We start from the raw sequence: 13,278 nt of genomic DNA, 5'->3' as shown, positions 1-13,278 counted from the left end.
CGCCCTCCCGTCCCGTCAGCCCGCCGGGACCGTCGTCTCCGGTGTGTTCCAGCCGGAGACGCGCACGCGCGGTGCCGAGCCGCGCAGGCCGGCCGTCCGGTAGGTGGCGGTCAGCGTCACCGACTCGCCCGGCCACAGGCTCACCTGGTTGTCCGACCAGCGCACCGGCAGCACCGGCCCGCCCTCCGCGCCCACCACGTCGACGTCCGTCAGCAGCGCCGGAGTCGTCCCGCGCCCGTGGTGGCGCAGGGTCACCGTCGTGGTCGACACGCCATCCGACGCGCGGGTGACCGCCGTCGCCGACACCGGCACCCGGGCCATCGAGGCCAGCCCGGTCAGGTCGGCGTACTCCGTCGTCGGGGTGTAGTACCAGGTGGTGTCGTCCCAGTCGAGGGTGTCGGGCCGGGTGGAGAGCCAGTACACGTTCCGGCTCACCTCCCGGCCGGCCGCGTCCGTCAGCACCAGCCGCAGCAGCTGGGTGCGCGCCGACCCGTCCACCGAGGCGGGCAGCGTGAGCGCGGTGGCACGCGTGCCGCCGCCGTTCACCGCCACCCCGCCGGCGCTCTCGTCGAACCGGCGCGTGCCGTCGGGGTCGAACAGCGTGGCCCGCGCGGTGAGGCCCCGGACGGGAGTGGTGCGGTCGTTGACCACCACGATGGAGCGGTCGTCGTAGGAGAACTGCACGTGCAGCGGCTCGTTGGCCTTCTTCGCGCCGAAGTAGGCGCCGCTCTGGTCCAGGTAACGATCCGTCAGCTGCCAGTGCAGCGAGGGCCAGCCGCTGTTGAACATCCAGTGCACGACACCGGTGGCGGGCCGGTCGCTGTCGGTCGCGTTGCGCCGGTACGACTCGAACTGGGCGCGCACGGTTTCGTACTGGGCCAGCTGGGCCTTGCGCACATAGTCGGCGAGGCCCGTGGGAGCGCCGTAGCGGCCGGTGAGCGCCTCGTCGTAGATCTTGAGCGTGCCGAAGGTGGCGGACGGCGAACGGTGGTACTGCCGGGCGTCCGGGTCCTTCCAGAGGGTGTCCAGTTCGGCCGGTGTCATCATCCGGCGCAGCGTGTCCAGGGTGGGGATGCTCGGGCCCGCGCTGGTCTCGGAGTTGAAGCCGGTGGCCCCGCCCTCCTGCTTGGCGTACCAGTAGCCGGGCGGCACCCAGTCGTAGGGGCCCGTCATCCTCATGCCCGAGTCGCCGAGCCGCGGGGAGGAGGTGTCGGACGCGGCGGGGACCACGGGGACGGGCCAGTCGGCCGCTTCCAGCGCGTCCAGGTAGCCCTTCTCGATCTTCGCGTCCGGCGCGGCGTCGCTGCCGATCAGGAACGACAGCACGCTGGGATGGTCGCGTAGCCGGGCGGCCTCGGCGGCCATGGACGCCCGCGCCACGGTGTGGTCCGCGGCGGACCACGGCTCGCCGGACCCGTTGGGGTTGAAGTCCCCCTCCCACTTGTCGCAGCACTCCCAGCCGGGCAGGGCGAGCACGCCGTAGCGGTCGGCGAGGTCGAAGAACTCGTCGGGCTCCAGGTGGCCTTCCAGGCGGAGGGTGTTCAGGCCCAGGTCGAGGGCGTACTTCAGGCGGTCCTCGGTGTAGGCGCGGTCCCAGCGCAGGAACTCGTCCGGGGACCAGCCGCCGCCCTTGATCAGCAGCGGACGGCCGTTGACGCGGTACTGGCGGGCGCCGTCGGCGTTCAGCGGGGCCCGCACGTCGCGGATGCCGAAGCTCTCGTGCGCGGTGTCCGACGGTCTGCCGGCCACGGTGGCGGTGAGGTCCAGGTCGTACAGCGGTTGCCCGCCCAGGCCGGCCGGCCACCACACCTTGGGGCGGGTGAGGTGCAGGCCGGGGACGTCGGCGGGGGAGAAGGAGAGCGTCTTCGACTCGTGCGCGCCGAGCGTGACCGTCCGGGCGAACCGGATGTCGCCGACACTGCCGGTGACATCCGTGGTGACCGTGGAGCCCGTGTCGTTGCGGACCTGGGCCCTGACCGTCAGGTCGGCGGTGGCGAGCGAGGGCACCGCCAGCTTCGTGACCACGTGCGCGTCGCGCAGCGCGACCGGGCCGCCCCGCCGGACCAGGACGTCGCGGACCAGGCCCATGTTCCGGTCGGGCGGCGGCTGCAGCCAGTCGAGCCAGCCCATGGTCAGGTCCCGGTTCGGGTCGTTGGGCCGCACCCGGAAGGCGACCGTGTTCGTGCCCGGCCGGACCAGCGAGGTGATGTCCAGCTCATGGCGGGTGTAGGCGCCGGTGACCCGGGAGGCCGGTGCCACCAGCCGGCCGTTCACATAGACGTCGGCCGCCGAGACGATGCCGCTGAAGTCCAGGAAGGTGCGCCGAGTGGTGTCCTCGACCGCGAAGTCCGAGCGGTACCACCACGGCACCTCGAAGTCGGCCCGCGGGATCTGCCGCTGGTTGGTGGAGCGGAACGGGTCGGGATACACGCCGTTCGCCAGCAGCGCGGCCAGCACGGTGGAGCGGGGACCGGCCGGGTACCAGTTCCGCGCCGGATAGCCGGGGGAGGACACGGCCGCCGGCGAGTCGCCCACCTTCGCGGCGGACTGGATGACATAGCGGGACAGCGGGGTGCTGGTGCCCGCGGCGGAGGGGACGGGGGTGATCCGGTCCGGCCGGTGGGGCTCGGTCACCGCCCCGCGGCCGGCCCACGCGCCGGTGGTCAGGGCGCCGCCCAGGGCGAGCAGCGCAGCGGCGGCCAGGGGGAGCCGGCGGGTGGGGCGAGGGAACACGGCGGTCTCCAGCCTCGTAAAGTTAGGAAACTTTACTAACCTGCGTCACGCTAGGTCGCGCCCCGGACACTGTCAACGAGCCTCGCGGAGACCGGCGCAGGACGCCGCCGGCTTGGGCAGGATCGTTTCGCCGCCGTCCGTCTGACGGTAGGTCAGCCACTGCCGGGTGCGTCGGATGTCCGCCGTGTCAGGAGGCCCCTTTGTCCGGTAGCCCGCCACCCACGGGTGGTTTCGTCCGCCGCGTCGGCCTGTTCCAGGCCACCGCGATCAACATGAGCCAGATGTGCGGCATCGGCCCGTTCGTGACGATCCCGCTGATGGTCGCCGCGTTCGGCGGCCCGCAGGCGGTCACCGGGTTCCTCGCGGGCGCGGTCCTGGCCCTGTGCGACGGACTGGTCTGGGCCGAACTGGGGGCCGCCCTGCCCGGCTCCGGCGGCAGCTACGTCTATCTGCGCCAGGCCTTCCGGCACCGCACCGGAGGCCTGATGCCGTTCCTGTTCGTGTGGACGGCCATGCTGTTCATCCCGCTGATCATGTCCACGGGCGTGGTCGGCTTCGTCCAGTACCTCGGTTATCTCACCCCCGGCCTCGGGGGGACGGCCGGCGACCTGACCGGCCTCGGCGTCATCGCCCTGGTGGTGCTGCTGCTCTGGCGCGGCATCGAGCACATCGCCCGGATCACGGCCGTCCTGTGGACCGTGATGATCGCCTCCGTGCTGCTGGTCATCACCGCCGCGGCCACCCACTTCAGCCCACATATGGCCTTCACCTACCCACCGGGCGCGTTCAATGTGATGAGCGACCACTACTGGCCCGGGTTCGCCGCGGGCCTGACCATCGGCATCTACGACTACCTCGGCTACAACACCACCGCCTACATGGGCGCCGAGATCAAGAACCCCGGCCGGACCCTCCCGCGCTCCGTGCTCTTCTCGATCCTCGGCGTCATGGCGATCTACCTGCTGCTCCAGATCGGCACGCTCGGCGTGGTCGACTGGCACCGGATGACCGACCCGCACGACATCGCCTCCACCTCGGTGGCCTCCGCCGTGCTGGAGGACACCTGGGGCAGGGCGGCGGCGGACACGGTGACCGTGCTGATCCTCGTCACCGCGTTCGCCTCCGTCTTCACCGGCCTGCTCGGCGGCTCCCGGGTGCCCTACGACGCCGCCCGCGACCGGGTCTTCTTCCGCGCGTACGGCAAGCTGCACCCCAGGCACCGCTTCCCGGTGTCCGGCCTGGCCACCATGGGCGTGATCACCGCCGTGGGCTTCCTGGTCGGCCGCCACACCGACCTCGCCACCCTGATCCAACTGCTCACCACGGTGATGGTGATCGTGCAGGCGCTGGCCCAGATCGTCGCGCTGACGGTCCTGCGCCGACGCCGGCCGGACCTGCCCCGCCCCTACCGCATGTGGCTGTACCCGCTGCCGAGCCTCCTCGCTTTCACGGGCTGGTGCGTGATCTACGGCTACGCCGACCACAACTCCCCGGGCCGCCACCCCGTCGAGTGGTCCCTGGCCTGGCTGGCCCTGGGCTGTGTGGCCTTCCTGGGGTGGGCGCGGCACGAGAGGGTCTGGCCGTTCGGCCCGAAGGAGACCGCCGAGGACATCGGCGAGACCCGCAACGCCCTTGAGATGAGCTAGGGTTACGGACACCATCTCCCCGGCCGGACCGCGATCCGCCGGGGACGCTCTCGTTCATGACCGAGAACACGACCGAGAGCACGGCCGGCGACACGGCCGGAAACCCGACCGCGGACCTCGCCGTCCGCCCCGCCACCCCCGAGGACCGGCCCGCCGTGGAACGGCTGTGGCTGATGTTCCGCCACGACCTGTCCGAGTCGCAGGGCGTCCTGCCCGCCGCCGACGGCGGCTTCCGCAACGACTGGGTGGCGTCCGCCTTCACCGCGCCCGGCTGGGCGCCGTACCTGCTGATATGCGGCGACCGCCTCGCCGGGCTGGCGTTCGTCCGCGGGCTCGACGGCCCGGTACGCGTGCTGAACAGCTTCTTCGTGGTGCGCGGTGCCCGGCGCCGAGGCATCGGGCTGCGGGCCGCGCGCGAGGTGCTGACCCGGCACCCCGGGCCGTGGGAGATCGCCTACCAGGAGGACAACCCGGCCGCGGCGCGCTTCTGGGCCCGGGTCGCCACGCAGCTCGCCGGCGACGCCTGGACCCGCGAGCCGCGCCCGGTGCCTGGCCGGCCGGAGCTGCCGCCGGACGTGTGGATCTCCCTCACCGTGCCGGCCCGGCCCGACGCGGACCTTTGACAGCGGGCGATCACCTCGCCAGCTTGGGCGACCATGAGCGAGCAACCCGGCTTCGTGTACGTCACCTACATCGCGAGCACTCCCGACAAGGTCTGGGAGGCGCTCACCGACGCCGACCTGACGGGCCTCTACTGGGGGCACCGGAACGTCTCCGACTGGCGGCCCGGTTCCCGCTGGGAGCATGTGCGCGCCGACGGCTCCGGCGTCGCCGACGTGGTCGGCCGGGTGGTGGAGAGCGAGCCGCCGGCCCGGCTGGTGACCACCTGGGCCGCGCCCGGTGAGGAGGGTCGCGAGGACCGGCACTCCAGGGTCACCTTCGCGATCCGGCAGTACGAGGACATCGTCCGGCTGACCGTCACGCACGACGACCTGACCGACGAGGGCGAGCGTTCCGCCGTCGCGTCCGGCTGGCCGGCCGTGCTGTCCAACCTCAAGTCGCTGCTGGAGACCGGTCGGCCCCTGCCGCAGGAGCCGTGGCGGGTGCCGGCCGGCTGACCGGGGACAAGGGGAGGCCGGTCCGTCCGGCGGACCGGCCTCGCTGTTCTTCTTCCTTGCCGATCTCCTCGTCTCCTTTCCTCGGTCTCCTCTTTCGTGGTCTGGGGATTTGCGGTCCGGGGGCCGGGCCCCGCGGCCCGGGGCCGAGCCCCGGACCCCGCGTTCTACGGCCTGGGCGTGCTCTTCGCGGCCGTACCGGCGCACACCAGTCCGAGGACGAGGGCCAGGGCTCCGATGACGATGTTGTTGACGATGACGCCCGCGTCCGGGCGGCTGCCGACGATCCACGGGGCGATGATCATCCAGAGGCCCATGGCACACATGGCCCAGCTCAGGCCGTACATCCGCTCGGGCGCCCGGGTGAATCCCAGGGCCAGCAGGCCGATCGCTATGCCCACGATCAGGTTGTGGGTGACGAGGGCGGGCTGGCTCGCCGTGTAGTGCAGGATCCACGGGGACGCGGCACAGTACAGGCCGAGCAGGAACACCGGCCCGTCCACGAGCGCCACATCACGACCACCGAGTACGCGGGCGTAGCGGTCCCGCATTTCGGAGACATCGGGGTGGCTCGAGATGTCACCCCTGTGCAAGTCGGCCATGAGTCGTCTCCTTTGACTTCGCAGGCCAGGCGGGAGTCTGGTCCGGTGCATGGCGAGTGCGCCGTATGGCCTATTTTGCCGTTATTTCCGGCTTATGTGTAGAGGGAGGGGAGGGGTGGCGGAACGCCCTCGGGGTGGCATGTCGGCGCCTACCGGGGGCAGGAGGTTCGGTACAACCCGTACATTCCGTGGCGCGTCCCGTTCGGGCCGGTGAAGAAGGAGGTGGCCGCCGTCATGAGTGCGAGGGTGCTGGAGCGTTTCCCCGCCGGGGCTCCGCGAGGTTCGTGGCCCGCAGAGGAGTACGCCGCCGCCCGACGTGCCGAGGGTGAACCGGCGACCGTGGTGATGGATCTGAAGTCGGACGCCTTCCTCGTGGTGGTCGAGGGGTTCGAGGAGGACGGCGGGGCCTGAGGGCCGGCCGTCCGCACCCGGCCGCCGCGCGACTCGCCGCGGCGGCCGTGGAACGCGTGGGTCCGCGATACGAGAACGGCCACGATCTCCTTGACTGCCGTCGCGGGCTGCTGCCACGATCGATGGCATGACCATGCGACTGGATCTCACGCGGCGACGCCATGTCGATCTCGCACGCGTCTCCAGCGCCTCCTGTCGCGCCGCGGCCTGATCCGCCCTTCTTTCCCTCCCCTCCGGGTCCCCGGCGCGACTGAACTCCCTTTCCTTTCACCGGATTCGGTGTGCCCGGCGTCCCGTCGAGCGATTCCGCAACAGGGGTTTCCGTGTGCCCGGCCCGGCTCGGGACGCGGTGCCCCCGACCGCCTTCCTTCCGGGCGCCCCACTCCCGTACGGCCGTCCGGCGCACCCCAGAAACGAGACACCCATGGCCACCGTCCTGTCCGTCTCCGGCAGCCCCTCCGCCTCCTCACGCACCGGCCTCCTGCTGCGCCACCTGGACCAGCGGCTCACCGCCCAGGGCCACGAGGTGATCCCGCTCGACATCCGCGCCATCCCGGCCGAGGCCCTGCTCGGCGCGGACTTCCGGCACCCCGCGATCGTCGAGGCCGCAAAGCTGTTCGCCCGCGCCGACGGCGTCGTGGTCGGCACACCCGTCTACAAGGCGTCGTACTCCGGTGTCCTGAAAGCGCTCCTGGACCTGCTTCCGCAGTACGCGCTCACCGGCAAGACCGTGCTCCCCCTGGCCACCGGCGGCTCCACGGCGCATGTCCTCGCCATCGACTACGCCCTGCGGCCGGTGCTGAACTCCATGGGTGCCGCGCACATAGTCCAGGGCTGGTTCACCCTCGACAAGGACATCACCGTGCGGGAGGACGGCTCCCTGACCGTCGCACCGGCCACCGCCGAGGCCCTGGGGCACGTGGTGGACCAGTTCGCCGCCGCCCTGGACCGCACGCCCGTTCTGGCGGCGGCGACCGCCGGCTGAGCGGCCCGCCGACCCTACGGACACAAGCGATCGGAGACCCCCGTGCCCCTCACCTTCCACTGGTTCCTGCCCACCAACGGTGACAGCCGTGATGTCGTCGGCGGCGGCCACGGCAGCCCGGCGACCGCGTCCGGCCGGGACCGGCCCCCGACGGTCGCCTATCTGAGCCAGATCGCGCGCGCCGCCGAGGACCTGGGCTTCGTGGCCGCGCTCACCCCGACCGGCGCCTGGTGCGAGGACGCGTGGCTGACCACCGCCATGGTCAGCCAGCACACCGAACGGCTGAAGTTCCTCGTCGCCTTCCGGCCCGGCTTCGTCTCGCCGACGCTCGCCGCGCAGATGGCGGCCACGTTCCAGCGGCAGACCGGGGGGCGGCTGCTGCTCAACGTCGTCACCGGCGGGGAGAGCCGGGAACAGCGGGCCTACGGAGATTTCCTCGACAAGGACGCCAGGTACCGCCGTACCGGCGAATTCCTGCATGTCGTACGGGAGTTGTGGGACGGCAAGAGCGTCGACCTGGCCGGGGAGCACCTGCGGGTCGAGGACGCGCGGCTGAGCCGGGTGCCCGATCCGGTGCCCGAGGTGTACTTCGGCGGCTCCTCACCGGCCGCCGGCGAGGTCGCGGCCCGGTACGCCGATGTGTACCTCACCTGGGGCGAGCCGCCCGCGCAGGTCGCCGAGAAGATCGCCTGGGTCCGCGGGCTCGCCGCCGCGCACGGCCGTACCCCGCGCTTCGGCATCCGGTTGCACGTCATCACGCGCGACACGGCGGCGCAGGCCTGGGCGGAGGCGGGCCGGCTGCTCGACGGCTTCGACCCGGAGACCGTACGGGCCGTGCAGGAGGGACTGGGCCGCAGCGAGTCGGAGGGGCAGCGGCGCATGCTCGCGCTGCACGGCGGCAGCCGGGACGGCCTGGAGATCCACCCCAACCTGTGGGCCGGGATCGGGCTGGTGCGGGGCGGTGCCGGGACGGCGCTGGTCGGCAGCCACGAGGAGGTGGCCGAGCGGATCAAGGAGTACCACGCCCTCGGCATCGACGAGTTCGTCCTCTCCGGCTATCCGCACCTGGAGGAGGCGTACTGGTTCGGTGAGGGCGTGCTGCCCCGGCTCGCCGCGCAGGGACTGTGGTCCCACCCCGACGGGCGAGCGCCGGCCGCCGCCCCGCGGGTACCGGTCGCCATCTGACCGACCGCGCGCCCCCGTGGGGAAGGCGGGGCGCGCTGCTCAGGTGTTCCGTTCCCCGGTGTCCGCGGGCGCCCAGCCCAGGACCCGCAGATGTGCCTCGCGCGACTCGGCGGTCTGCCCCTGCACCAACAGGAACAGCCCCTCCCGGGCGAGGCGTTGGGCGCGGTCGGCCAGGGTCATCGCGCGGCCGCCGCCGGCCACCACCGCCGCGGTGGTGGCCGTACGCAGCAGCTCGTGGGCTTCCGCGCGCACCGCCAGCCGTTCCCTTGCCCACGCGTCCACCGCGCCCGCTTCCGGCTCCGCCTCGGCCCCTGTGGCCCGCGGCGCCGAGGCCGGCCGCGCCGTCCACCCCTTCGGCGGCGCCGCGTCCGCCAGCTCGTACGCCCTGCGGCGGACCCCGGCGAGGCGGGCGCGGAGCGGGGCGGCCGTGCCCGTGTCCAGCAGGGAGAGCGCGGCCTCCGCCACACCGAAGACCGCCGGGCTCGTGTGCAGCGTCTTGGCCCGGTCCCCGGCGGCCCAGCGGTCGTACGGCATGCGCAGGGCCACCGCCTCCGCGGGCAGCCACAGGCCGGCCAGCTCCAGGGACACCGTGCGCGCGGCGGTGAGGGCGGCCAGCCGCATCGGCTCCGAGGCCCGCAGGCCCGGCTGCTCGCGGGTCTCGGTGAAGGCGAACAGCACCTCGCCGGAGTCGGTGACCCCGGCCAGCAGCATCACGTCGTTCAGGCCCCAGCCGGTGTACCAGGGCACCGTCCCGTCGAACCGCCAGCCGCCGCGCTCCGGCCGGACCCGTACCGGGCGGCGCGGATACGACCGCAGCTGCGCGTACGCCACCCCGGCCAGCAGCTCCCCGCGGGACAACGGGCCCAACAGCCGTTCCCGCACCGGGTGTTCGCTGCGCGCCAGGGTCTGCACCGGTGTGTGGTGCTGGGTCTGCACGAACCAGGTCGCAGCGCACGCCCCGGCCAGGATCTCCGCGACCTCCCGCGCCACGGCGGGCGGCGCCCCCGCGCCCCCGTGGTCCGCCGGCGCGGTCACCCCGAGCAGGCCCGACCGCTTCACCGCCTCGATGTGGCTCAAGGGCACCCCCTCCTGGTCGACCCGCTCGGCCTCGGGGGCGAGCAGGTCCGCGGCGAGGCGGCGGGCGCGGACGGCGAGCGGATGCGCGGTGAGGTTCATGGGGGAGATTCTTCCGGGCCTCCGGGCGGTGTCTTCCGTGAACCCGGCCCGCAGTGCCGGTGCCGGGCCATCGGCGGCGTACGGAAGATGGCACGGGGAGGAACCCGCGTGACCCTCGTCACTCCCTCGGCCCGGCCGGAATGAACTTGAGGACATGAAAGGTTGCGCTATGCATCGACTGTCCCTACGTGATCCACCGAGGCACCGTGAACCACTCCCTGCCCGAGCGGCCCGCCGACGTCGTGGCCCGGCTGCGCGCCACCTTCGCCACCGGCCGGACGAAGTCCGCCGACTGGCGTACCGACCAGCTGCGCCGGATGCGCGCCCTGCTCACGGAGCGCGGCGCCGACCTCGCCGCCGCCCTCCGCGCCGACCTCGGCAAGAGCGAGACCGAGGCGTACCGCACCGAGATCGACTTCACCGTCCGCGAGATCGACCACACGCTGGAGCATCTGGCGGACTGGCTGCGCCCCGAGCCCGCGCCCGTCCCGCCGCACCTGGGCGCCGACGCCACGGCCTGGACGCAGTACGACCCGCTGGGCGTCGTCCTCGTCATCGCACCGTGGAACTACCCGGCGCAGCTCCTGCTCGCGCCCATGGTCGGCGCGCTGGCCTCCGGCAACGCGGTCGTCGCCAAGCCGAGCGAGCTGGCCCCGGCCACCTCCGCCGCGCTGGCCGAGCTGATCCCGGCCTACCTGGACCCGGACGCGGTCGCGGTGGTCGAGGGCGGCGTCCCGGAGACCACGGCCCTGCTGGCCGAGCGCTTCGACCACATCTTCTACACCGGCAACGGCACCGTCGGCCGTATCGTCATGCGGGCCGCCGCCGAGCACCTCACCCCGGTCACCCTCGAACTGGGCGGCAAGTCCCCGGTGTTCGTGGACCGCGGCACCGACCTGGACGTGGTCGCCGACCGGCTCGCCCGCGGCAAGTTCCTCAACGCGGGCCAGACCTGCGTCGCCCCCGACTACGTCCTGACCGACCCGGAGACCGCACCGGCCCTGGAGGCCGCGCTGGTCCGTGCGGTCGAGAAGCTGTTCGGCGCCGATCCGGCGCGCTCCCCGGAGTACGGCCGGATCGTCAACGAGCGGCACTTCGACCGGCTGTCCGGCCTGCTCGGCTCCGGCCGGGTCGCCGTCGGCGGCGTCGGCGACCGGGCGTCGAAGTACCTCGCGCCGACCGTCCTCGCCGACGTCGACCCCGCCTCGCCCGTCATGCGGGAGGAGATCTTCGGTCCGATCCTGCCGATCGTCACCGTGTCCGGCCTGGACGAGGCCATCGGCTTCATCAACGACCGCGACAAGCCCCTGGCCCTGTACGTCTTCAGCGAGTCGGACGAGACCCGGGCGCGCATCGCCGCCGAGACCTCCTCGGGCGGCCTCGGGTACGGCCTGCCCGTCGCCCATCTGACCGTCTCCGACCTGCCGTTCGGCGGGGTGGGGGAGAGCGGCATGGGCAATTACCACGGCCGCTACTCGATCGAGACGTTCAGCCACCGCAAGGCCGTCCTGGCGAAGCCGCTGAGCTGACCGTCCGCGCGCCTTCGCGCCCCTCTTCGGGCGCGTCCGTGCGCGTCTTCCGGGCCCGGCCGACGCGCACGGCCGGGCCCGACGACCGCGCGCCACAGGGGAGTTCACCGTCGCGGCCGTACGTGATCGATTGGTCTAAACCCTTGACTGGTACATACCAAAGCGGTTGAGTGTGCCCAACCCCCCACCACGGCCGCCCCCGACTCCGGCGGGCGCGGCCGTGCCGTACAGAGGAGTTGGTCCGTGTCGAAACACCGCATCGCCGCGCTCCTGGCCTCGCTCGCGATCGGCGGCTCCGCCCTGGCGTTCCAGGCGTCCCCGGCCTCCGCCGCCGGTTTCGTGGTGAGCGAGTCGCAGTTCAACCAGATGTTCCCGAACCGGAATTCGTTCTACACCTACAGTGGTCTGACCGCCGCGCTCGGCGCCTACCCCGCCTTCGCGAACACCGGCAGCGACACCGTGCGGAAGCAGGAGGCCGCCGCCTTCCTCGCCAACGTCAGCCACGAGACCGGCGGACTGGTGTACATCGTCGAGCAGAACACCGCCAACTACCCGCACTACTGCGACCAGAGCCGCCCCTACGGCTGTCCGGCGGGACAGGCCGCGTACTACGGGCGCGGCCCCATCCAGCTGTCCTGGAACTTCAACTACAAGGCCGCCGGCGACGCGCTCGGCATCGACCTGCTCAACAACCCCAACCTGGTGCAGAACAACGCGTCCGTCGCCTGGAAGACCGGCCTGTGGTACTGGAACACACAGTCCGGACCCGGCACCATGACCCCGCACAACGCCATGGTGAACGGCGCGGGCTTCGGCCAGACCATCCGCAGCATCAACGGCTCCCTGGAGTGCGACGGCAGGAACCCCGCACAGGTGCAGAGCCGGGTCTCCGCCTACCAGCGCTTCGCCCAGATCCTCGGGGTCACGCCGGGAGCCAACCTGTACTGCTGACATGGGGTGGGGGCGCCGTGTGCGAGACTCCGCCGATGACCACGGAAACGATCACCGCGGACGCCTCCGGCACCTTCGGGCTGGGTGATCTGCCCGTCCGCCGCATCGGCTTCGGCGCCATGCGGCTGACGGGCAGCGCCGCCTTCCACCACGGCACCCCGAGCGACCGGCAGCGGTCGCTGGGGGTGCTGCGCAAGGCCGTCGAACTCGGCGTGAACCACATCGACACGGCGGCCTTCTACTTCTCCGCGCTGCGTTCCGCCAACGAACTGATCAACTCCGCGCTGTCCCCGTACCGTGACGACCTCGTCATCGCCGCCAAGGTCGGCCCCTACCGCGACTATGACGGCGCGTGGGGCACCTCCGCCCGTCCCGAGGAGCTGCGCGGCCATGTCGAGGAGAACCTGCGCCAGCTCGGCCGGGACCACCTCGACATCGTCTACCTCCGCCGCATGCGCCAGGACTCCATCGCCGAACACTTCGGCGCCCTCGCCGAGTTGCGCACGGCGGGGCTGATCCGGCACCTCGGGATCTCCGCCGTGGAACCCCGGCACCTCGCCGAGGCGCTGCGGATCGCCCCGGTGGTCTCCGTCCAGAACCGGTACGCCCTGGACCGCCCCGACCCGGTCGGTGACGAACTGCTGCGGCTGTGCGGCGCGCACGGCATCGCCTTCGTCCCCTTCTACACCGTGGCCGGAGAGGCCGCGGAGCGCGGTGCTACGGCCGCGCACGACGACGCGGTGCTCTCCGTCGCCCGCGCCCACGGGGCGACTCCCGCGCAGGTCCGCATCGCCTGGACGCTGCACCAGGGCCCGCACGTCCTCGCCATCCCGGGCACCGGCAACCCCGGCCACCTGGCCGAGAACGTCGCCGCCGGGGCGCTGCGGCTCACCGCCGGGGAGCTGGGCCGGCTCGACCGGGCCCGTGGGCGAGCCGGCTGACCGT

At 72.6% G+C, this 13,278-nt stretch carries 13 protein-coding genes; 10 read left to right on the top strand and 3 right to left on the bottom strand.

All coding sequences use genetic code 11. The annotated features are described in order from the left end of the window. Window positions 1–15: 15 nt before the first annotated feature. Window positions 16–2,733 (bottom strand): glycoside hydrolase family 2 protein, encoded by a 2,718-nt coding sequence (locus tag Srubr_RS01645; RefSeq protein ID WP_189992885.1) that lies wholly within the window; start codon window positions 2,731–2,733, stop codon window positions 16–18. Window positions 2,734–2,933: 200 nt separating this feature from the next. Between Srubr_RS01645 and Srubr_RS01640 the strand changes: the two genes are divergently transcribed. The 3 genes from Srubr_RS01640 to Srubr_RS01630 are packed head-to-tail and all read left to right on the top strand — an operon-like array spanning window position 2,934 to window position 5,497. Continuing rightward, entirely contained in the window at window positions 2,934–4,379 is a 1,446-nt protein-coding gene (locus Srubr_RS01640; protein WP_189992883.1) for an APC family permease, read from the top strand. A gap of 56 nt (window positions 4,380–4,435) precedes the next feature. Continuing rightward, on the top strand, window positions 4,436–5,002 hold the full coding sequence (locus Srubr_RS01635; RefSeq protein ID WP_189992881.1) for a GNAT family N-acetyltransferase: 567 nt from the start codon (window positions 4,436–4,438) through the stop codon (window positions 5,000–5,002). Window positions 5,003–5,035: 33 nt separating this feature from the next. After that, a complete protein-coding gene (locus tag Srubr_RS01630; protein ID WP_189992879.1) occupies window positions 5,036–5,497 on the top strand; it encodes an SRPBCC family protein in 462 nt (153 codons plus the stop codon). Between the two features lie 164 nt (window positions 5,498–5,661). On the opposite strand, the gene Srubr_RS01625 is transcribed toward Srubr_RS01630, so the two are convergent. Beyond that, window positions 5,662–6,096 (bottom strand): SPW repeat protein, encoded by a 435-nt coding sequence (locus tag Srubr_RS01625; RefSeq protein WP_189992877.1) that lies wholly within the window; start codon window positions 6,094–6,096, stop codon window positions 5,662–5,664. A 234-nt stretch (window positions 6,097–6,330) separates the two neighbouring features. Between Srubr_RS01625 and Srubr_RS01620 the strand changes: the two genes are divergently transcribed. The 4 genes from Srubr_RS01620 to Srubr_RS01610 all read left to right on the top strand — a co-directional run bounded on the left by Srubr_RS01620 (window position 6,331) and on the right by Srubr_RS01610 (window position 8,677). After that, on the top strand, window positions 6,331–6,507 hold the full coding sequence (locus Srubr_RS01620) for a hypothetical protein (protein ID WP_189992875.1): 177 nt from the start codon (window positions 6,331–6,333) through the stop codon (window positions 6,505–6,507). Window positions 6,508–6,634: 127 nt separating this feature from the next. Continuing rightward, window positions 6,635–6,718, top strand: a complete 84-nt coding sequence (locus Srubr_RS41790; protein WP_350710819.1) for a putative leader peptide — start codon at window positions 6,635–6,637, stop codon at window positions 6,716–6,718. 213 nt (window positions 6,719–6,931) lie between these two features. Next, complete coding sequence (gene ssuE / locus Srubr_RS01615) at window positions 6,932–7,492, top strand: NADPH-dependent FMN reductase (protein ID WP_189992873.1); 561 nt, start codon at window positions 6,932–6,934, stop codon at window positions 7,490–7,492. 42 nt (window positions 7,493–7,534) lie between these two features. Further along, window positions 7,535–8,677: an LLM class flavin-dependent oxidoreductase gene (locus tag Srubr_RS01610; RefSeq protein WP_189992872.1), complete on the top strand. Its 1,143-nt coding sequence runs from the start codon at window positions 7,535–7,537 to the stop codon at window positions 8,675–8,677. 39 nt (window positions 8,678–8,716) lie between these two features. Here Srubr_RS01610 and Srubr_RS01605 read toward each other — a convergent pair whose 3' ends face one another. Beyond that, window positions 8,717–9,853 carry an acyl-CoA dehydrogenase family protein gene (locus tag Srubr_RS01605; protein WP_189992871.1) on the bottom strand — a complete coding sequence of 379 codons (1,137 nt, stop codon included), beginning with the start codon at window positions 9,851–9,853 and terminating at the stop codon, window positions 8,717–8,719. 206 nt (window positions 9,854–10,059) lie between these two features. Here Srubr_RS01605 and Srubr_RS01600 point away from each other — a divergent pair, with 206 nt between their 5' ends. The 3 genes from Srubr_RS01600 to Srubr_RS01590 all read left to right on the top strand — a co-directional run bounded on the left by Srubr_RS01600 (window position 10,060) and on the right by Srubr_RS01590 (window position 13,274). Further along, entirely contained in the window at window positions 10,060–11,382 is a 1,323-nt protein-coding gene (locus Srubr_RS01600) for an aldehyde dehydrogenase family protein (RefSeq protein WP_189993660.1), read from the top strand. Window positions 11,383–11,667: 285 nt separating this feature from the next. After that, window positions 11,668–12,333 carry a chitinase gene (locus Srubr_RS01595; protein WP_229926608.1) on the top strand — a complete coding sequence of 222 codons (666 nt, stop codon included), beginning with the start codon at window positions 11,668–11,670 and terminating at the stop codon, window positions 12,331–12,333. A gap of 35 nt (window positions 12,334–12,368) precedes the next feature. Continuing rightward, window positions 12,369–13,274 carry an aldo/keto reductase gene (locus Srubr_RS01590; RefSeq protein ID WP_189992867.1) on the top strand — a complete coding sequence of 302 codons (906 nt, stop codon included), beginning with the start codon at window positions 12,369–12,371 and terminating at the stop codon, window positions 13,272–13,274. The last annotated feature ends 4 nt before the right edge of the window (window positions 13,275–13,278 follow it).

The organism is Streptomyces rubradiris (assembly GCF_016860525.1).
Lineage (GTDB): Bacteria > Actinomycetota > Actinomycetes > Streptomycetales > Streptomycetaceae > Streptomyces > Streptomyces rubradiris.
This window is presented reverse-complemented; position numbering and strand designations above follow the sequence as displayed.